The organism is Paracoccus zeaxanthinifaciens ATCC 21588, assembly GCF_000420145.1.
Lineage (GTDB): Bacteria > Pseudomonadota > Alphaproteobacteria > Rhodobacterales > Rhodobacteraceae > Paracoccus > Paracoccus zeaxanthinifaciens.
Window position 1 is genome coordinate 297,876 of the sequence record NZ_ATUJ01000001.1, and the last position, 18,485, is coordinate 316,360.

At 68.2% G+C, this 18,485-nt stretch carries 17 protein-coding genes; 5 read left to right on the forward strand and 12 right to left on the reverse strand.

Annotated elements, in window-relative coordinates:
* Positions 1-215: 215 nt before the first annotated feature.
* The 4 genes from F804_RS0101545 to kynU form a co-directional block, all read right to left on the reverse strand.
* The gene (locus F804_RS0101545) at positions 216-3,254 is read right to left on the reverse strand and encodes an efflux RND transporter permease subunit (RefSeq protein ID WP_022705983.1); all 3,039 of its coding nucleotides are present in this window, start codon (positions 3,252-3,254) and stop codon (positions 216-218) included.
* Positions 3,251-4,348: an efflux RND transporter periplasmic adaptor subunit gene (locus F804_RS0101550; protein ID WP_028725486.1), complete on the reverse strand. Its 1,098-nt coding sequence runs from the start codon at positions 4,346-4,348 to the stop codon at positions 3,251-3,253. The genes F804_RS0101545 and F804_RS0101550 overlap by 4 nt, the downstream gene beginning before the upstream one ends.
* Entirely contained in the window at positions 4,345-5,415 is a 1,071-nt protein-coding gene (locus F804_RS15290) for an efflux RND transporter periplasmic adaptor subunit (protein WP_022705985.1), read from the reverse strand. Before F804_RS15290 ends, F804_RS0101550 begins: the two co-directional genes overlap by 4 nt.
* Before the next feature lie 72 nt (positions 5,416-5,487).
* The gene (gene kynU, locus F804_RS0101560; RefSeq protein WP_022705986.1) at positions 5,488-6,675 is read right to left on the reverse strand and encodes a kynureninase; all 1,188 of its coding nucleotides are present in this window, start codon (positions 6,673-6,675) and stop codon (positions 5,488-5,490) included.
* 65 nt (positions 6,676-6,740) lie between these two features.
* Between kynU and F804_RS0101565 the strand changes: the two genes are divergently transcribed.
* Positions 6,741-7,526: an alpha/beta hydrolase gene (locus F804_RS0101565; RefSeq protein WP_022705987.1), complete on the forward strand. Its 786-nt coding sequence runs from the start codon at positions 6,741-6,743 to the stop codon at positions 7,524-7,526.
* Here F804_RS0101565 and F804_RS0101570 read toward each other — a convergent pair.
* Positions 7,508-8,344 (reverse strand): aldo/keto reductase, encoded by an 837-nt coding sequence (locus F804_RS0101570; RefSeq protein ID WP_022705988.1) that lies wholly within the window; start codon positions 8,342-8,344, stop codon positions 7,508-7,510. The two genes, F804_RS0101565 and F804_RS0101570, sit on opposite strands and share 19 nt — an antisense overlap.
* Positions 8,345-8,483: 139 nt before the next feature.
* On the opposite strand from F804_RS0101570, the gene F804_RS0101575 reads away from it, so the two are divergent.
* From F804_RS0101575 to F804_RS0101590, 4 genes are all read left to right on the forward strand, one after another.
* The gene (locus F804_RS0101575; RefSeq protein WP_040595457.1) at positions 8,484-8,813 is read left to right on the forward strand and encodes a hypothetical protein; all 330 of its coding nucleotides are present in this window, start codon (positions 8,484-8,486) and stop codon (positions 8,811-8,813) included.
* Between the two features lie 87 nt (positions 8,814-8,900).
* Positions 8,901-10,160 (forward strand): lytic murein transglycosylase, encoded by a 1,260-nt coding sequence (locus tag F804_RS0101580; protein ID WP_022705990.1) that lies wholly within the window; start codon positions 8,901-8,903, stop codon positions 10,158-10,160.
* Positions 10,157-10,843 carry a 5,6-dimethylbenzimidazole synthase gene (bluB, locus tag F804_RS0101585; RefSeq protein ID WP_022705991.1) on the forward strand — a complete coding sequence of 229 codons (687 nt, stop codon included), beginning with the start codon at positions 10,157-10,159 and terminating at the stop codon, positions 10,841-10,843. The genes F804_RS0101580 and bluB overlap by 4 nt, the downstream gene beginning before the upstream one ends.
* Positions 10,844-10,957: 114 nt before the next feature.
* On the forward strand, positions 10,958-11,194 hold the full coding sequence (locus tag F804_RS0101590; protein ID WP_022705992.1) for a hypothetical protein: 237 nt from the start codon (positions 10,958-10,960) through the stop codon (positions 11,192-11,194).
* 42 nt (positions 11,195-11,236) lie between these two features.
* Here F804_RS0101590 and F804_RS0101595 read toward each other — a convergent pair whose 3' ends face one another.
* The 7 genes from F804_RS0101595 to F804_RS15300 form a co-directional block, all read right to left on the reverse strand.
* The gene (locus tag F804_RS0101595) at positions 11,237-11,725 is read right to left on the reverse strand and encodes an RNA pyrophosphohydrolase (protein WP_028725489.1); all 489 of its coding nucleotides are present in this window, start codon (positions 11,723-11,725) and stop codon (positions 11,237-11,239) included.
* A 1-nt stretch (position 11,726) separates the two neighbouring features.
* Positions 11,727-13,124: a S41 family peptidase gene (locus F804_RS0101600; protein ID WP_022705994.1), complete on the reverse strand. Its 1,398-nt coding sequence runs from the start codon at positions 13,122-13,124 to the stop codon at positions 11,727-11,729.
* A 16-nt stretch (positions 13,125-13,140) separates the two neighbouring features.
* A complete protein-coding gene (locus F804_RS15295) occupies positions 13,141-14,310 on the reverse strand; it encodes a murein hydrolase activator EnvC family protein (protein WP_040595459.1) in 1,170 nt (389 codons plus the stop codon).
* On the reverse strand, positions 14,307-15,821 hold the full coding sequence (gene gpmI / locus F804_RS0101610; protein WP_028725490.1) for a 2,3-bisphosphoglycerate-independent phosphoglycerate mutase: 1,515 nt from the start codon (positions 15,819-15,821) through the stop codon (positions 14,307-14,309). The genes F804_RS15295 and gpmI overlap by 4 nt, the downstream gene beginning before the upstream one ends.
* Positions 15,822-15,884: 63 nt before the next feature.
* Positions 15,885-16,352 carry a 23S rRNA (pseudouridine(1915)-N(3))-methyltransferase RlmH gene (gene rlmH / locus F804_RS0101615; protein ID WP_022705997.1) on the reverse strand — a complete coding sequence of 156 codons (468 nt, stop codon included), beginning with the start codon at positions 16,350-16,352 and terminating at the stop codon, positions 15,885-15,887.
* A gap of 4 nt (positions 16,353-16,356) precedes the next feature.
* On the reverse strand, positions 16,357-16,785 hold the full coding sequence (gene rsfS / locus F804_RS0101620; protein ID WP_022705998.1) for a ribosome silencing factor: 429 nt from the start codon (positions 16,783-16,785) through the stop codon (positions 16,357-16,359).
* Positions 16,786-16,856: 71 nt separating this feature from the next.
* The gene (locus tag F804_RS15300; protein WP_051142257.1) at positions 16,857-18,200 is read right to left on the reverse strand and encodes a mechanosensitive ion channel family protein; all 1,344 of its coding nucleotides are present in this window, start codon (positions 18,198-18,200) and stop codon (positions 16,857-16,859) included.
* Between the last annotated feature and the right edge of the window lie 285 nt (positions 18,201-18,485).

The window sequence follows — 18,485 nt, forward strand, 5'->3', positions numbered from 1 at the left end:
CCTAAGGTTTATTCAACTTCACTATGCGCAGAATAATTAAATGGATGTTCATTAATTAAATATCTTATCGCGCCATTTAATGTCGCAAGAATGCGGTCCGATTCCCCGGAAGGGAATCGGGATTGCACGATGTAGCGAACGGGCAGCGGGGCATGTTGGTGGCGTAATCGGGTTCGGCGCGCGCCCTGCCGCGCCGAACCACTGGGCAGAAACGCTTAGCGCGGCGGCTTCACACCGAAGACCACGCAGTACAGCGCCGGCACGAAGACCAGCGTGATCAGCGTGCCCGCGATGATCCCGCCCATCATCGCGAAGGCCATCGGCCCCCAGAACACCTGCCGAGAGATCGGGATCAGCGCCAGCGAGGCCGCGGCGGCGGTCAGCAGGATCGGGCGCGCACGGCTGTCGGACGCCTCGAACACGGCATCCCACCGGCTGCGGCCCTGATGCAGAAGTTCCTGGATCTCGTGGACCAGGATGACCGAGTTGCGGATCAGGATGCCGACCAGCGCCAGGATCCCCAGGATCGCGACGAAGCCCATCGGCACGCCGAAGGGCACCAGCACCGCCACCACGCCGATCAGGCCCAGGGGGGCGGCGGCAAAGACGATCAGCGACAGGCGGAAGCTCTGCATCTGCACCATGACCAGGAAGGCCATGACCAGCAGCATGACCGGTACCACGGCCGCGATGGGTTCCTGGCTGTCGGCCGAGCTTTCGACCGTGCCGCCCACCTCGACCCTGACCGAGGGCGGAAGCCCGGCCTGGTATTCGGCCACCCGATCCGCCAGCGCCGTCACCAGCGTGGCGGGCTGATCGGCGGTCGAGATCGCCGCCAGCACCGTCACCGTGGGCAACCCGTCGCGCTGCATGATCAGCGGCTGTTCGGAGCCGTATTCCAGCGACACCAGCGCCGACAGCGGGATGGTCCGCCCATCGGCCAGGTTCAGCTGCAGGTTCCGCACCGAATCGATGCTGCTGCGGTCCGATGCCTGCCCCCGCGCGATCACGTCGATCAGATAGATGTCGTCGCGCAAGGCGGTGATCCCCACCCCGCTGAACAGGCCCGACAGCGCGTCCGAGATGTCGGCGCTGGTCACGCCCAGCCTGCGGGCCTGGTCCTGGTCCACCTCCAGCCGCACGACGCGGGCGGGTTCGTTCCAGTCCAGCGCGATGTCGCGCAGGCGCGGCTCGTCGGACAGCACCGTCGCCAGGCCGCGCGCTGCGTCGCGCGCATCGTCCGCGTCGGGCGCCGAGACGCGATACTGCACCGGCTTGCCGACCGGCGGCCCGATCTCGAGGTTCTTGACGTAGATGTCGACGCCCGGGAACTGCTCGCGCGCCAGCCGGTTCAGGCGGTCCTTGACCCGGTCGCGGGCCTCAAGATCGGGGGTCTGGATGACGATCTGGCCCATATGCGGCCCGGGCGTCGGCACGTCCATCGACAGGATGAAGCGCGGCGCCCCCTCGCCCACATGGGACGTCCAGAAGCTGACATCCTCGTCCCCGGCCAGCGTCGCCTCGATACGGTCCATGTCGGCGCGGGTGCGTGCGATGGATGCGTTCTGGCGTTCGGTCACGTCCACGATCACCTCGGTCCGGTCCGAGGTCGGGAAGAACTGCTGTTCGACGAAGCGCATGCCCCAGACCGAGACGACGAAGAGGCCCAAGGTCACCGCGACGGTCAGCCACTTGGCGCGCATCGCGCCGCGCAGCAGGCGGTGGAAGCCCCGGCGCAGGCGGCCCGGCTGGTGGTCGTGATGGCCCATCTTCTCGGACAGGAAGGTCACACCCAGAAGCGGCGCGAACAGCACGGCCACGATCCACGAGATCAGCAGCGACACCGCGATCACCACGAACAGCGAGAAGGTGAACTCGCCCGCCGCCGAACTGTTCAGCCCGATCGGGATGAAGCCCGCGACGGTGACCAGCGTGCCCGTCAGCATGGGGAACGCGATGGATTTCCAGGCATAGCTTGCGGCCGCGCCCAGGTTCTCGCCCACCTCCAGCCGCGAGATCATCGTCTCGATCGCGATCATCGCGTCATCGACCAACAGCCCCAGGGCGATGATCAGCGCCCCGAGCGAGATCCGCTGCAGCGTGATCCCGTAGAGATCGAGGATCACGAAGGTGATCGCCAGCACCAGCGGGATGGTCAGCGTCACGACGAAGCCTGCGCGGAAGCCGAGGCTGACGAAGCTGACGATCAGGACGATGATGACCGCCTCGGCCAGGGCCTTGACGAAATGGCCGACGGCATCCTCGACGACATGGGGCTGGTCGGCGAATTTCGACATCTCGATGCCGACGGGCAGATCGGCGGCCACGCCGTCCATCAGCGCGTCCAGATCCTTGCCGAATTCGAGGATGTTGCCCCCCTCGCGCATGCCGATCTGAAGGCCGATGGCATCCTGCCCGCGATAGCGGAACAGCGAATCCGGGGGATCGCTGTATCCGCGACGGACATTGGCCACGTCGCCCACGTTGAAGAACCGCTCGCCCACGCGCAGGTTCACGGCCTCGATGGATTCGGCGTCCTCGAACTGGCCGCCCACGCGCACCAGGACACGCTCGGGGCCGACCTCGATCACCCCGGACGGAGAGATGGCGTTCTGCTGCGCCAGCGTCGCGATGACCTGCTGCTGGCTCAGGCCCAGGGATGCCAGCCGCGCGGCCGAGAATTCCAGGAAGACCTGCTCGTCCTGTTCGCCGAGCAGCTCGACCTTGCCGGCATCGTCCAGCGCGGTCACCTGCTTGCGGATATCCTCGACCCGGTCGCGCAGCTCGCGCGGGCTGAAGCCGTCGGCGGTGAAGGCATAGATGTTGCCATAGACGTCGCCGAAATTGTCGTTGAACTGGAAGCCCGCGAATTCCTGCGGGAAATCGGCGCGGATGTCGGACATCATCTCGCGGACGCGCTTCCAGGCATCGGGCACGGCATCGCCGCGCGTGGTCGGATCCAGTTCCACATAGACGACCGCCTGCCCCGGCGTGGTGACCGAGCGGGTGAAGTCCAGGTCGTCCAGTTCCTCCAGCTTGGTCTCGATGCGGGTGGTGACCTGCTTCAGCGTCTCGTCGATGGTGGCGCCCGGCAGGGCCGCGCCGATGATCATCGTCTTGATGGTGAAGTTCGGGTCCTCCTCGCGGCCCAGATTGCCATAGCTGATGGCCCCCGCGATCATCGACACGATCAGCAGGAACCACACGAAGCTGCGATGGCGCAGCGCCCAGTCCGACAGGTTGAAACGGTTCACGGCTCCAGCCTCCGGGCCACGGCCTGGCCTTCGGCCAGGGAATTCACGCCACGGACGACGATCTCGTCGCCCGCCTCCAGCCCCGAGGTGATCGAGACGCGCCCGCGATAGGGGGCGGCGGCCTCGACCTCGACGCGGGTCACATGGGCATCGCGGCCCTCGCGGTCCACGCGCCAGACGAAGCGCCCGGCATCGTCGTCGATCAGCGCCTCGATGGGCAGCGACAGCATGGGCGCATCGGCGGTGCCGAAGCGCACGCGCACCAGCGCGCCCAGCCGGAAGGGCTCGTCCTGCGGCAGCGCCAGGTACAGGCGCCGGGTCCGGGTTGCGCTGTCGGCCACGGGGTCGATCCGGTCGAGGACGGCGGTGACCCGCAGATCCGGGTCGTTCCGGTGCCAGATGGTGAACTGCGCCCCCGGCGCGACGCCGATCAGCGACTGCTCGGGCAGGTCGATCACCGCCTCGATTTCCTGCCCCCCCGACAGTTGCAGCACCGGAGAGCCCGCACCGACGACCGTGCCCGGCGTCTCGTAGACGGCGCTGATCACGCCGTCGAAGGGCGCGGTCATGCGGGCGAATCCTTCGGCATCCTCGGCCTGCAGCAGCTCCGAGCGGGCCTGCTCGACCGCGGCGGTCGCGGCGGTCGCGGCCTGCTGGGCCTGTTCCAGCTGCGCGTTCGAGGCGACGTTGCGGCGGGCCAGCGCCTGCGTCCGTTCCAGCGTGGCGGCGGCGGTGCGTTCCTGCACCTCGGCGGCCTGAACGGCGGCGCGCGCCGCGCGGGTGGTGGCGGCCAGATCCTCGGTCGACAGCAGCGCCAGCACGTCGCCCGCGGCGACCCGGTCACCCAGATCGACGCGGCGTTCGGTCATGCGGCCCAATGTCTGGAAGCCCATCTGCACCTGGTTGCGCGACTGGATCAGGCCCGGGATCCAGCCGTCATCGGCATGGCCGTCCTCGACCAGGACGCTGACGACGGGACGCGGCGGCCCGGCCTCCTGGGCTTCGGGCTTGCCCACCAGCCATTCGGGCAGCTGCAGCGCCGCCGCCGGGGTCGCGACCGCAAGCGCGGCCAGAAGGATCATCGCATGTCTCATTCCACGCCCTCCTCGGCGGCGCGCACCCTGCGCCCCGGATAGAGCAGCTGAGAGCCTTCGCCCACGACACGCTGCCCGTCCGCCAACCCCTCCGAGACATAGATCGCCCCGTCCGAGAAATGCGCGATCCGGACCGGCGTCAGGGCCACGCGGTCCTCGTCGTCCACGGTCCAGATGGCCGGCCCCTCGCCCTGCCGCATCAGCGCGGCCCAAGGGACGACGACGCCATCGTCGCGCACCACGTCCAGATGTCCCCGCACCGAGGCCCCCAGCAGCGACACCGTGCTGGCGGGCATGTCGTCGATCTGCACCCGCAGCGTCACCGTGCCTGTCTCGGGATCGACCAGGGGCGCGACCTCGATCACGCGGCCGGTCATGTCGGGGCGGCTGACATCCAGCGTCTCCAGCCGGACGGACTGACCCTGCATGTCGGCCAGCAGCGGATCGTCGGCGACGTGGAACACGGCCTCGAGCCCGTTCAGCGTGGCAAGCCCCAGCACCGGCTGCGCGGCGGCGACCACCTGCCCCGGCGCCATGTCCTTCGAGGTGACGACCGCATCCTCGGGGGCGGTCAGCACGGTATCCTCCAGCGCGCGGCGGGCCTGCTCGACCTGGGCCTCGGCCTGTTCGCGCGCGCCCTGCGCCTGCGAGAACGCCTGCTCGGCCTGGTCGCGGGCCGCGCGCGTGCCCACCCCACGCGACAGCATGGCGCTGGCGCGTTCGCTGGCCTGGCGGGCCTGTTCCTCGCCCGCGCGGGCGGCGGTCAGGCCGGCCTCGGCCACGTTCAGCGCCTGGTCCTGCTGGACCAAGTTCACGCGCGCCAGCGCCTGCCCCGCCTTCACGCGGTCGCCCTCGGAGACCGACACCTCGGTCACGCGACCGCCCTGCCGGAAGCCCAGGGCGATGCTGTCTACGGCCTCGATCGTGCCGGTCAGCTGCATGTCGATGGTCAGGGGCCGGGTCTCGGCGGTGACGATGCGCACGCGGATCGCGTCATCGTCCTGCGCATGCGCGGCAGGTCCCGTCGCCGCGGCAAGAAGCGCGGCCAGAATGGTTCTTGTCAGCAAGGGTCCGTACCTTCAGGGCGGCAGAGACCCCATGTCTGGAACCAAATCCGGGCGATGGGAAGCCCCCCGCCGTCAGGTCACCGCGGCCCTGTGGTGGAAATCCGGCCTGTCCCAGCTGCCATCGCGCAATATCCGGGCAAGCACCGCCACCGCGCGGGCAACATCGTCCATGTCGTTATAGAGCGGTGCGAAGCCGAAGCGCAGCACGTCGGGGGCGCGGAAATCGCCGATCACCCCTTCTGCGATCAGCGCCTGCATCACCGCATATGCCTGCGGGTGGCGGAAGCCCACCTGCGATCCGCGCAGGCTGGGGTCGCGCGGGGAATGCAGCACCAGTCCGGGGCATTCGGCCTCGACCCCGGCGATGAAGGCTTCGGTCAGCAGGATCGAGCGCGCGCGCAGATCGGCCATCGACACGCCGTCCCAGACGTCCAGCGCCGCATCCAGCACGGCCAGCGCGATGACGGGGGGCGTGCCGACGCGCATCCGCTCGATCCCCGGGGCGGGGGCATAGGAGGCGTCGAAGGCGAAGGGGCGTTCATGCCCCATCCAGCCCTGCAGGATCGGCTGGGCGGCATCGGTCAGATCGGGCCGCGTCCAGATGAAGGCAGGCGCCCCCGGCCCGCCATTCAGGTACTTGTAGGTGCAGCCGACCGCGAAATCGGCATCCGCGCCGATGAGGTCCAGATCGACCGCCCCCGCCGAATGCGCCAGATCCCAGACCGTCAGCGCCCCCGCCCGATGCGCCCGCGCGGTCAGGTCCGCCATGTCGTGGCGTCGCCCGGTGCGGTAATCCACCTCGGTCAGCATCAGGACCGCGATGTCGTCGCCGATGGCGGCGGCCACATCCTCGGGGGCGACGACGCGCAGGGTCGCGCCCATCGCCCGCGCCACCCCTTCCGCGACATAGAGATCCGAGGGGAAGTTCCCGCTGTCGGACAGGATCACCCGCCGGTCGGGGCGCATCGCCAGCGCCGCGCTCAGCGCCTGGAAGACCTTGATCGACAGCGTGTCGCCCATGACGACCTGCCCCGCGCCCGCGCCGATCAGCCTTGCGATGCGGTCGCCCACGTCGCGCGGCTGGCGATACCAGCCCGCGCGGTTCCAGCCCGTGATCAGCATCTGCGACCATTCGTCGGACATCATCGCGGCCACCCGGTCGGCGGCGACGCGCGGCATCGGCCCCAGCGAGTTCCCGTCCAGATAGGTCACCCCTTCGGGCAGGTGGAACGCGCGGCGCGTCGCATCGAAATCGGTCATGGTCTTTCCCCCCTCTTGCGGCGGACGCTAGCAGCGGGAATGTTTGCGCGACAGGGGGGAACGCGATGCTGTACCGGGTGACGGATTGGGACGACGCCTATGCCAATGGCGCGCATATCGCGGGGGCGGCGGATTACCCGGCCCGTTGGACGGCGGCAGCGCAGGCGTTTCGCGACCTGCACCCGCCCGTCGAAGGCGCGGGCGACCTGTTCCTGCCCTTAGATCCCAAGGGGCTGATGGTGTTCATCCATGGCGGCTATTGGATGCGGTTCGGGCCGCGCGACTGGTCGCATCTGGCCGCCGGGGCGCTGGCGCGCGGTTGGGCCTGTCTGATGCCACGATACGACTTGGCCCCCAAGGCGCGGATCGCGCAGATGACGCGGCAGGTGGCGCAGGCCATCGCGGGTGCGGGCGTGGACGGCCCCATCGCCATCACCGGGCATTCGGCGGGCGGGCATCTTGCGGCGCGGATGGTGTGCGAGGGCGTGCTGCCCCGCGACGTGGCCGCGCGGGTGACGGCCTGCGTGCCGATCTCTCCTCTGTCGGATCTGCGCCCGCTGATGCGAACCGCCATGAACGAGACGCTGAACATCGACCCGCCCGAGGCTCTGTCCGAAAGCCCCGCGCTGCTGACGCCCCTGCCCCTGCCCGTCACCACATGGGTCGGCGGGGCCGAGCGGCCCGAGCTCATCCGCCAGGCGCGGCTGCTGGCGGATGCATGGGCGGGGCTTGGTGCGGCGACCGAATGCGTCATCGACCCCGGTCGCCACCATTTCGACGTGATCGAGGGGCTGACCCGACCGGACAGCCCCCTGATGAACCGCCTGCTGGATCAGAGCGGCTCGCGATAGTCGAACTCGTCCGGGTGCGGGCCGGTGCGGTGGTCGTTCTCCAGCTTGTCGATGGCCGCCATCTCGTCGGCGGTCAGCTCGAAGTCCAGCACGTCGAAATTCTCGGCCAGGCGCTTCTCGTGTTCGGATTTCGGGATCACCGACAGGCCATGCTGGATGTGCCAGCGCAGGATCACCTGCGCGACGCTGCGACCGGTGCGTTCGGCGGCGGCCTTGACGGGGGCGGCCTCGAAGCTGTCGCCACGGCCAAGCGGGGTCCAGCTTTGCGTGACGATGCCGAAGCGCTTGTTCACGGCGCGCATCTCGGGCTGGTTCAACGAGGGGTGGATCTCGATCTGGTTCAGCGCCGGGGTCACGCCCGTCTCGTCGATGATGCGCTTCAGATGCGGCTCGTGGAAATTCGCCACCCCGATCGAGCGGATGCGGCCCTCGTCACGCAGGCGGATCAGCACCTTCCAGGTCTCGACATACTTGTCCAGCTTGGGCAGCGGCCAGTGGATCAGGTACAGGTCCAGGTAATCCAGCCCCGTACGCTCCATCGTCTGGTCGAAGGCCCGCAGCGCGGCGTCATGGCCATGCGCGTCGTTCCACAGCTTCGAGGTGACGAAGATCTCGTCGCGCGGGACGCCGGAATTGCGGATCCCCTCGCCCATGCCGCGTTCGTTGTTATAGGCGGCCGCGCCGTCGATCAGGCGGTATCCGGTCCGCAGCGCGGCATCGACCACGCCCGCCGTGTCGTCATTCGCGATCTGGAACACGCCGGCCCCCAGCTGGGGCATGCGGTTGCCGTCGTTGAAGGTCATCATCGGTTGGGTCATCGCAAGGGTCCTTTCGCTGTGCCCGGCAACAACGCCCCGGTGGCGAAACCGTTTCAGCAGGGATCGCCGGGCGGGGTTGCGCTTCGGCGCGCATCATGTTTCCCCACGCGCTGAACGCAAGTCAGGAAAGGTGCGTCCCATGCAGGTCTATACGCTTCTGGTCGAGGTCGGCCGCAAACAGGATGACGGCCTGCCCGAGGGCTGCGAGGGCGCGGCGCTGCTGTGCTATACCCCCGCCCGCGACGAGGCCGAGGCCGTCCGCGAGACCGTCGCCATCCTGAAGGAGGCGGGCCTTGCGCCCCTCGACGTGTCGGGCCACGGCACCGCCGAGGACCGCGAGGAAGAGGGCCACGAGATCGGCCCCGAGGAACGCGAGCTGATGCAGCGCGCGCTGGACGACGATTCCGTCGTGATCGCGCAGATGCAGCCTTATTTCCCCGGCGCGAAGGGCGATCCCCGCGACGTCTGATCACGCGCTGCGCCCTATCCAACGGCTCACGGATTCGCTAGACTTCTTCAAAAACCAATGAAGCAGTCAACGAACAGGCGACACCCGATGAGCATCCAACGTCTTTTCCTGTCCACCGCCATGATCGCGGCGCTGGCCTCCTGCGCGGGGCCGGTCAGCCGCTCGCCCATGGCGGTCGGCAGCCCGGCAAGCAGCGTCCAGCCCAGCCCCATCCCCGCCGCCAGCCCCGGCGACGAGGCCGGCCTGCAGAACTTCGTCCAGAGCTTCCGCCCCCGCGCGCTGTCCTCGGGGATCTCGGCCTCGACCTATGACCGCGCCATGCGGATCGCGCGCTACAATCCCGACGTGATCCGGCTGGACCGCAAGCAGGCCGAATTCTCACGTCCGGTCTGGCTGTACCTGGACAGCGCCGTGTCGGATTCGCGCATCCAGACGGGCCGAGAGAAGAACGTCCAGCTGTCGCGCACCCTGTCGGCCATCGAATCCCGCTATGGCGTCCCGCGAGAGATCGTGCTGGCCGTCTGGGGCATGGAATCGAACTTCGGCGCGAACCGCGGCAAGATGCAGATCATCCCCTCGCTGACCACGCTGGCCTATGACGGCCGCCGCGGAGAGATGTTCCAGAACCAGCTGATCGCCGCGCTGAAGATCCTGCAGGCGGGCGATACCGACCCCGAGCACATGCTGGGATCCTGGGCGGGCGCGATGGGCCATACCCAGTTCATGCCGACCTCGTATCTGGACTATGCCGTCGACTTCACGGGCGACGGTCGCCGCGACATCTGGTCCGACGATCCGAGCGACGCGCTGGCATCGACCGCCAACTATCTTCGCCGCAACGGCTGGCAGCCGGGTCAGCCCTGGGGCGCCGAGGTGCAGCTGCCGCCGGGCTTCAACATGGGCCTGATCGGCAAGGGCACCCGCCGCGGCGACTGGGCCGCGCAGGGCGTTCGCCGCATCGGCGGTGGCGCGCTGCCCTCGGGCAACGGTTCGATCATCATGCCGGCGGGCGCACGGGGACCGGCCTTCCTGATCCTCGACAACTTCCGCTCGATCCTGCGCTACAACAACTCGGACAATTATGCGCTTGGCGTGGCCTTCCTGGGCGAACGCATCGCGGGCCGCTCGAACATCCAGGGCGCATGGCCGCGCAACGACCGTCCGCTGTCCACCTCCGAGCGCGAGGAGATCCAGGTCCGCCTGCGCCAGCGCGGCTTCTACAACGGCGAGATCGACGGCCTGTTCGGTTCGGGCACGATGGAGGCCGTGGCCGCGTTCCAGCGGTCCATCGGCGCGACGCCCGACGGGTATCCGACCTCGATCCTGCTGGACCAGCTGCGCAAATGACAGGCGACGGCCCTGCCCCGGCGGGGCCGTTCCCGCAATCGGATCGCGCGGCGGTATATCGCGCGATCCGCCAGCGCCGCGACGTGCGCGGCCAGTTCCTGCCCGACCCGATCGACGAGGCCACCCTGCGCCGCCTGCTGCAGGCGGCCCATGATGCGCCCTCGGTCGGCCTGTCGCAGCCCTGGAACTTCATCCTGATCCGCGACCCCGACCTGCGCAGGCGCGTCCACGACGCCTTCGGCACCGCCAATTCCGAGGCCGCCGCCCGGTTCCCCGACCGCAAGCCGCTCTACTCCTCGTTGAAACTGGAAGGCATCCTCGATGCGCCGCTGAACCTGTGCATCACCTGCGACCGGACGCGGGGCGGCCCCGATGTGCTGGGCCGGACGCATGATCTGGACACGGATCTCTATTCCACCGTCTGCGCGGTGCAGAACCTGTGGCTGGCCGCCCGCGCCGAGGGGATCGGCGTCGGCTGGGTCAGCATCTTCCGGCAGGACGACCTGCGCGGGCTGCTGGGCCTGCCCGAACATGTTGTTCCGGTTGCCTATCTTTGCATCGGCCATGTCCGCGAACTGTACCGGGAACCCGAGCTTCAGGCGCGCGGCTGGGCGGAACGGCTGGACCTCGACAGCCTGATCTTCGAAGATGGCTGGGGCAGACATTCGGGCGACAGGGCGTAGCCTTTGGGTGCTGCGACCTATCCCGATTGCTTGCCGGATATCCTTTCGATCGGATGCGAATGCAACCCGAACGTGATTTAACTGCCCCATGTTAAGGGGTTCGGAGGTTAGACAGTGAACAAGATCGCAATTTTCTCGGTCGTGGCAGCGGGCGCATTGGCCGCCTGTTCGCCCAAGCAATTCGAAACCGCTCCTGTAACGATTGATACCCCGCAGGGACCCGTGACCTGCCAGCTTTATACCAAGGGACTGACGGACTGGGATCGCTCGATCTCTCGTCCCGATGCCCTGAGCGTCGAAGCCGCCGATACCCTCTGCAAGAACGAAGGCATCCGCCAGAAAAACTCGTGATCGCAAACTCGGGCCCCGCAGATCGCGGGGCCCGTCTTTCGTTCAGGCCAGCCGGTCGCGGAACGCGTCCAGCACCTCGGCATAGACCTGCCGCTTGAAGGGCACGATGCTGTCCAGAAGGTCCGCCCTGCTCATCCATTGCCAGCTGTCGAATTCCGGGTGATCCGTGTCGATGCGGATATCGGCGTCGGTCCCGCGGAAACGCAGCAGCAGCCAGATCTGGCGCTGGCCGCCGAAGCGGCCCTTCCAGGCGCGGCCCAGCAGGTCCTCGGGCAGGTCGTAGAACACCCAGTCCGGCGTCTGGTCCAGAACCTCGACCAGGTCGGTCGACACGCCCGTCTCCTCGACCAGCTCGCGCAGCGCGGCCTCTTGCGGGGTTTCGCCCGGATCGATCCCGCCCTGCGGCATCTGCCACGCGCCGGGGCGGTCCAGCCGCTGCCCGGCAAAGATCATGCCGCGATCGTCGATCAGCACCACCCCGGCGCAGGGGCGATAGGGCAGCCCGCCGGGGCCAAGCCGTTCCTCGGTCATGTCAGCCATCGGCATCCGCGCTGCCCTCGCCCGTGGCGGCGGGGGTCGCATCGTCCGGAACCTGTCCGGCGCTGAAGCTGACGGCGGCCAGACCCTTCAGGATGTCGACCGCATAGGCCAGCTGGTAATCCTCGTCGCGCAGGGCTGCGGTGGCCTCGACCTCGGCGGCCTCCTCCTCCATCTGCTGACGTTCCTCGTCGCTGATGTCGTTGCCAAGCGCGCCGCGCAGATCGGCCTCGGACCGGCCGAAGCTGCTCTCGGTCAGGCTCTCGTCCTCTTCCTCGGGGCGGGGGCTGGGCTGGGCGACCAGGATGTCGGGCTGGATGCCCAATGCCTGGATCGAGCGGCCCGAGGGCGTGTAGTAGCGCGCGGTCGTCAGGCGGATCGCGCTTTCGGCGGTCACCGGCATGACGGTCTGGACGCTGCCCTTGCCGAAGGACTTCTCGCCCACGACGATGGCGCGGCGGTGGTCCTGCAATGCGCCGGTCACGATTTCCGACGCGCTGGCAGAGCCGCCGTTGATCAGCACGACCATCGGCTTGCCCTCGGCCAGATCGCCATCCTCGGCGTTCCAGCGCTCGCTCTCTTCGGGCAGGCGGCCGCGGGTGCTGACGATCTCTCCGGCATCGAGGAAGGCATCCGACACGCTGATCGCCTGGTTCAGCAATCCGCCCGGGTTGTTGCGCAGGTCGAGCACGAAGCCCGTGACCTTGTCGATCCCGCCCGCTTCCTCGACCGCCTTGGTCAGCTCGGCCTCCAGCGTGTCATAGGTCTCGTCGTTGAAGGTGGACACGCGCAGCACGACGGCGTGACCCTCGACCCGCGACCGCACGACGGTCAGCTTGATCGTGTCGCGCGTCATGGTCAGGTCGAACGGCTCGGTCCGGCCCTCGCGCAGGATGGTCACCGTGATCTCGGACCCGACAGGGCCGCGCATCATGTCGACGGCCTCGTCCAGGGTCAGGCCCAGCAGCGATTCGCCGTCCACATGGGTGATCAGGTCGCCCGACTGCACGCCCGCCTCGGCGGCGGGGGTGTCGTCGATGGGCGACACGACCTTGACCATGCCGTCTTCCTGGCTGACCTCGATGCCCAGGCCGCCGAAGCTGCCGCGCGTCTGGGTCTGCATGTCGCTGTAATCGTCGGCCGCAAGGAAGCCCGAATGCGGGTCCAGCGAGGTGAGCATGCCGTTGATCGCAGCCTCGATCAGGGCCTTGTCGTCGGGGACCTCGACGTAATCCGCGCGGATCCTCTCGAAGACGTTGCCGAACAGTTCCAGCTGCTCGTAGATCGAGCTGCCGCTGTCGGTTTCCTGCGCCAGAAGGGGTGCGGCGATCTGGGTGGTCGCAAGGAACCCTGCCAGCACGCCCCCAACCCCTGCGATCAGATAATGTCTCATGCGGCCTTTCCTTGCCTCAGTCCTGTTGCGGCTCGACGATGGGATTCAGCACGAACCACTCCGCCGGGTCCAGCGTTTCGTTTCCGCGGCGCAGTTCCAGGTACAGCGTCTCGCTGCGGCCTGCGGCGCCGCCCTCCTTGGCATCGGCCACGAATTGCGACCCGAATTCCTGTGCGGGCGCTTCCGATCCGCCCATCAGCCCGACCGGGTCCCCGGCCTTGAGCACGTCGCCCACCTCTCCGAAGACCTGCGACAGGCCCGCGAATATCAGAAGATAGCCACGCGCGGGCTCGACGATCATCACATTGCCGTAATCGAGGAAGGGCCCACGATAGCGGATCGTGGCGGGCCAGGGCGTCTGGACCAGCGCGGCGGGCGCGGTGGCGATGACCCAGCCCGGACGGCTGACGCCCGCGGCGTCGGGTTCGTCATAGGTGCGCAGGATGGTCCCGATGGCCGGCAGGCGCAGGCTGCCCTGCGCGCCCTCGAAATCCTCCATCGGCGCGCCGATATCGGTCTCCATCCGCGCGATGCCCGACGCGAACTCGTCCAGCGTGGCCGCAGCCTCCTGCAGGGCGCTCAGTTCGGCCGGGTCCTCGCCATATCGTGCGGGCATCGAACTGCGATCCCCCGAGGCGCTGACCAGCAGGCGGCGTGCCTCCTGGACCGAGGCGAGGCCCGTCTCGAGCATCCCCGCCGCATTGGCCTGCAATTCGCGCACGGTTGCGATCTCGTCCAGGTCGGTCTGCAGGTCCTCGGCCTGGGCGCGCAGGCCCGGCGTCACGTCCGACAGGATCATGGCGGACCGCGCATTGGCCAGCGCGCCCGCCGGATGCAGCAGCATCGCGCTTTCGGGGCTGTCCTGCATCGAGGTCATGGCCCCCAGGACGCGGCTCAGCTGGCCGCGCTGCGCCTCGAAGCGGTCGCGCAGCTCGGCCTCGCGCAGGCTGGCCTGCCGCAGCCCCCCGCGCAGTGCGGACAGTCCCAGTTCATAGGCGCGGATCACGTCGGTCATGGCGACGACCTGGTCGTCGGCCTCGACCGCCTTGGGCAGCTCGGCCACGGCGGCCCGCAGCAGGGCCGCGGCCTCTTCGGCATCGTCGACCGCCTGGGATGCGGTCTGCGCCATCGCCCCCGGCCCGAGGCCAAGTGCTACGGCCAGCGTCAGTGAAAGAAGGGGCTTCATTCGGAAATCAGGCTTTCCCCGGTCATCTCGGGCGGCAGGTCCAGCCCCATCAGGTCCAGCACGGTCGGCGCCAGATCGGCCAGCCGCCCGTCGCGGACCGAGATCCCGGGCGCCGCGCCATAGACGATGACGGGCACCGGGTTCAGCGTATGCGCGGTATGGGGCCCGCCGCTGTCGGGATCGACCATGGTTTCGCAATTGCCGTGATCGGCGCAGATGACGGCGGCACCGCCCGTGCGGTCCAGCGCCTCCAGCATCATGCCCAGACCCTGATCGACCGCCTCGCAGGCGCGGGCGGCGGCGGAGAGGCTGCCGGTATGGCCCACCATGTCGGGATTGGCGAAGTTCACGACGATCAGGTCGTAGCCCTGGTCGATGCCCCAGGCCAGCTTCTCGGAGACCTCGGCGGCCGACATCTCGGGTTGCAGGTCATAAGTGGCGACCTTCGGGCTGGGGGCCATGTGGCGATCCTCGCCCGGTTCGGGGGTTTCCTTGCCGCCGTTCAGGAAGAAGGTGACATGGGGGTATTTCTCGGTCTCGGCCAGGCGGAACTGGCGCAGCCCCTTGGACGCGACCCAGGCGCCAAGCGTGTTGACGACCTGCTTCTTGGGAAAGACCGTCTTCATGAAGCGGTCGTGATCCTGACTGTAATCGACCATGCCCAGCACCTGCGCCCATTCGGGCCGGGCCGAGACGTCGAATTCCGCGAAATCGGGATCGGCCAGCGTGCTCAGGATCTCTCGGGCGCGGTCGGCGCGGAAGTTCAGGCAGAAGAACCCGTCCCCGTCCAGCGCGCCGTTGAAGCCGTCGATGACGAAGGGGGTGATGAACTCGTCGGTCTCGTCGCGGTCATAGGCGGCGGCGACGGCTTCCTGGGCGCTGCCCGCATCCTCGCCCTCGCCCGTGGTGATCGCGCGGAAGGCGCGTTCGACCCGGTCCCACCGGTTGTCGCGGTCCATGATGAAATAGCGCCCGATCACGGTGCCGATGCGCGCGCCCTGCGGCAGGTCGGCCTCCAGCGCGGTCACGAAATCCATCGCGGATTGCGGGGCCACGTCGCGCCCGTCGGTCACGGCATGCAGGACCACCGGCACGCCCGCCTCGGCCACGGCCTTCATCGCGGCGCGAACGTGCTCGACATGCCCGTGCACGCCCCCGTCCGAGACGACGCCCATCAGATGCGCCGTGCCGCCGGTCTCCTTCAGCTTCGCGATGAAGCCCTGCAGCGCGTCGTTGCGGGCAAAGCTGCCATCCTCGATCGCAAGGTCGATCTGGCCAAGGTCCATCGCCACGACCCGGCCCGCGCCGATATTGGTGTGGCCGACCTCGGAATTGCCCATCTGCCCCTTGGGCAGGCCGACATCGGGGCCGAAGGTCGTCAGGGTCGCATGGGGGCAGTCCCGCATCAGCCGGTCGAAATTCGGCGTCGCCGCCTGGTCGGGCGCGCTCTGGTCGGGCCTTGCGGACAGGCCCCAGCCATCGAGGATGCAAAGAACAACGGGTTTGGTCATGTCTGCCTCGCGATTTTCCACATGCATACGCGGGCGGGACCTGCGCGGCAACCGACCCGGCGATCACACCCTGTGATAGGGGCTTCCCGCAAGGATCGTCGCCGCACGATAGATCTGTTCGCTCAGCATCACGCGCACCATTATGTGCGGCCAGACCATGCGCCCGAAGCTGATCTGCCAGTCCGCCCGGGCGCGCAGATCGGGCGTCAGCCCGTCCGCGCCGCCGATGACGAAACAAATGTCGCGCGCGCCGTCGCGCCATCCGGCGATACGTTCCGCGAACTGGGGAGAGGTGGGCTGGTCGCCGCGTTCGTCCAGCATGACGACAGCGGCGCCCGGCGGGATGGCACGGGCCAGAAGCTCGGCCTCGGCAGCCTGACCAAGGCCCTTGCGGTCCTCGACCTCGGTCACGCCGACGGGCGGCAGGCCCAGTGCCCGACCGGTCTTGGCGAACCGCTCCAGGTAATCCGCGACCAACGCCGCCTCGGGGCCCTTCTTCAACCGCCCCACGGCGACGATGTCGATGCGCATGAACTCAGGCCTGGGGCCGGGCGCCGTCGCGAACGCGGCTCAGCGCGTCTGCGGGCATCCACATCTTTTCCAGCTGGTAGAACTCGCGCACTTCGGGGCGGAACACGTGGACGATCACGTCGTCCGTGTCGATCAGCACCCAGTCACCGGCATCCTTGCCCTCGATCCGGGGCGTGGTTCCGGTGGCGTGCTTCACGCGTTCGGCCAGCTTCTCCGCGATCGCGCCCACCTGACGCGAGCTGCGGCCCGAAGCGATCACCATGTGATCGGCCATGGCCGAGCGGCCGCGCAGATCGATGCTGACGACCTCTTCGGCCTTGTCGTCATCGAGCGAGGTCAGGACGAGCGAAAGAACCTGGTCGCTGCTCAGCGCTTCCTTCGCGTTATCGGTAGCCGGCCCTTGGGCCGACGGGACGTCTTGGGACAGGGTCATATCCTCCGGTCAGCGCGCCGATCGCCCCCGGCGCAAGGGATGGTTCCAATGTAGCATCTTTTCGCCCCATCTCAATCGCCAGCGGGCGTTTCTTGGGCCTTCGGGCCGGGATTCGCCGTGTTCGGGCCAAGAATCCGGACCTCACGTTGGGGAAAGGGTATCTGGATGCCGTTCGCCTTGAACGTATCCCACAGCGCCAGGAAGACCTTGCCGCGCACATTCGCAAGCCCGCCCTGCGCATCCGCGATCCAGAAGCGCAGCACATAGTCGATGCTGCTGTCCCCGAAACCGTTGATCCAGCAGACCGGCCTGCGATCCGCCATGACCCGCGAAACCGAGGCCGCGGCCTCGATCGCCAGTTCGCTGACCCGGTGCGGATCGTCCTCATACGAGGTGCCGAAGGTCAGCTCGATCCGCACGAAATCGTCGCTGTGGGACCAGTTGACCACCTGCCCCGTCACCAGGTCCTCGTTCGGGATCAGGTATTCCTTGCCGTCGCGGGTGACGACGCTGACATAGCGCGCGCCCAGCTCCTCGATCCAGCCGAAGGTGTCGCCGATGCTGATGACGTCGCCGGGCTTGATCGACTTGTCCAGCAGGATGATGACGCCCGACACCAGGTTCGACACCACCTTCTGCAGCCCGAAGCCCAGGCCCACGCCGACCGCGCCCGAAAAGACCGCAAGCCCCGTCAGGTCGAACCCGACCGCCTTCAGCCCCATCACGATCGCAAGGCTGAACAGCACCACCTGGATCAGCTTGGCCGTCAGCACCCGCATTGTGGGCGAGATGTCGGAACTGCGCGCCAGCCGCCCCGCCAGCAGCCGCGACGCCATCCGCGCGCCCGCGATCATCAGCCCGGTGATGATCAGCCCCTTCAGCACCGTCAGCGCCGACAGCCGGAAATCCCCGAACGAGATGGCCAGCCGGTCCAGCGCTTCCGTCGTCTCGTCCAGAAGGCCCAGCAGCAGCAGCGTGATCCAGATCCACGCGCCCCATGTCACCAGTCTGCGCAGGAAGGCGTTGCGGATGATCCGCGCCACGAAGAAGATCGCGACCCAGCCCGTGGCGATGGCCGCCGCCAGCGCGATCAGCTGGCTGCGCGAGGGCCAGGTGATCTCTCGCATGATGGCGACGACGATCCAGGCGGCGATGGCGAACAGGATCAGCGTCAGCCGCCGGTCCAGCAACAGCCCCACCCGCAGGCGCCAGCGGGGCCAGCCCTCGCGGCTGCGCAGCCAGCCCGTCCAGCGCGGAGACAGGGCGCGCGCCGCCAGCCAGGACAGCGCCAGAAGCCCCGCGATCGCCGCCAGCTGATACAGCCGCATCGGCAGCAGCATCGAATCGACGAAGCCCATGATGCGCAGCGCCGCCCCGTGCAGCGCCATGGCCAGCGCCGAGACGTCCGGATCCATGCCCTCCAAGGAAATCCCTCCCTTCCCTTTGGAACAATGTTGCGGGGGAACCTCGCGTTCCGCACCGATCATTTTCCTTTTCCCACGCTAAAGGCTTGCCATTGCCCGAGTCTCGGACTTATTTTCGCCGCATGTTTCGGTATTTCGACATCCACGACCGCGCCCGACTTCCGTCGCGGTTCTATGGCGAGACGCTAGGCGTCACCGCCCGGGGCTGATCCGGCCACCGGGGCCTGCCCGCATGGGCGCCCGCCAGACCAGCCAAGCCAGAACGACACAGCCGAA

Coding starts and splice junctions, on each gene's coding strand:
- F804_RS0101550 (WP_028725486.1), bottom strand. CDS start 4,348: ATGAGACATGCGATGATCCTTCTGGCCGCGCTTGCGGTCGCGACCCCG.
- kynU (WP_022705986.1), bottom strand. CDS start 6,675: ATGACCGATTTCGATGCGACGCGCCGCGCGTTCCACCTGCCCGAAGGG.
- F804_RS0101565 (WP_022705987.1), top strand. CDS start 6,741: ATGCTGTACCGGGTGACGGATTGGGACGACGCCTATGCCAATGGCGCG.
- F804_RS0101570 (WP_022705988.1), bottom strand. CDS start 8,344: ATGACCCAACCGATGATGACCTTCAACGACGGCAACCGCATGCCCCAG.
- F804_RS0101575 (WP_040595457.1), top strand. CDS start 8,484: ATGCAGGTCTATACGCTTCTGGTCGAGGTCGGCCGCAAACAGGATGAC.
- F804_RS0101580 (WP_022705990.1), top strand. CDS start 8,901: ATGAGCATCCAACGTCTTTTCCTGTCCACCGCCATGATCGCGGCGCTG.
- bluB (WP_022705991.1), top strand. CDS start 10,157: ATGACAGGCGACGGCCCTGCCCCGGCGGGGCCGTTCCCGCAATCGGAT.
- F804_RS0101595 (WP_028725489.1), bottom strand. CDS start 11,725: ATGACCGAGGAACGGCTTGGCCCCGGCGGGCTGCCCTATCGCCCCTGC.
- F804_RS0101600 (WP_022705994.1), bottom strand. CDS start 13,124: ATGAGACATTATCTGATCGCAGGGGTTGGGGGCGTGCTGGCAGGGTTC.
- F804_RS15295 (WP_040595459.1), bottom strand. CDS start 14,310: ATGAAGCCCCTTCTTTCACTGACGCTGGCCGTAGCACTTGGCCTCGGG.
- gpmI (WP_028725490.1), bottom strand. CDS start 15,821: ATGACCAAACCCGTTGTTCTTTGCATCCTCGATGGCTGGGGCCTGTCC.
- rlmH (WP_022705997.1), bottom strand. CDS start 16,352: ATGCGCATCGACATCGTCGCCGTGGGGCGGTTGAAGAAGGGCCCCGAG.
- rsfS (WP_022705998.1), bottom strand. CDS start 16,785: ATGACCCTGTCCCAAGACGTCCCGTCGGCCCAAGGGCCGGCTACCGAT.
- F804_RS15300 (WP_051142257.1), bottom strand. CDS start 18,200: ATGGATCCGGACGTCTCGGCGCTGGCCATGGCGCTGCACGGGGCGGCG.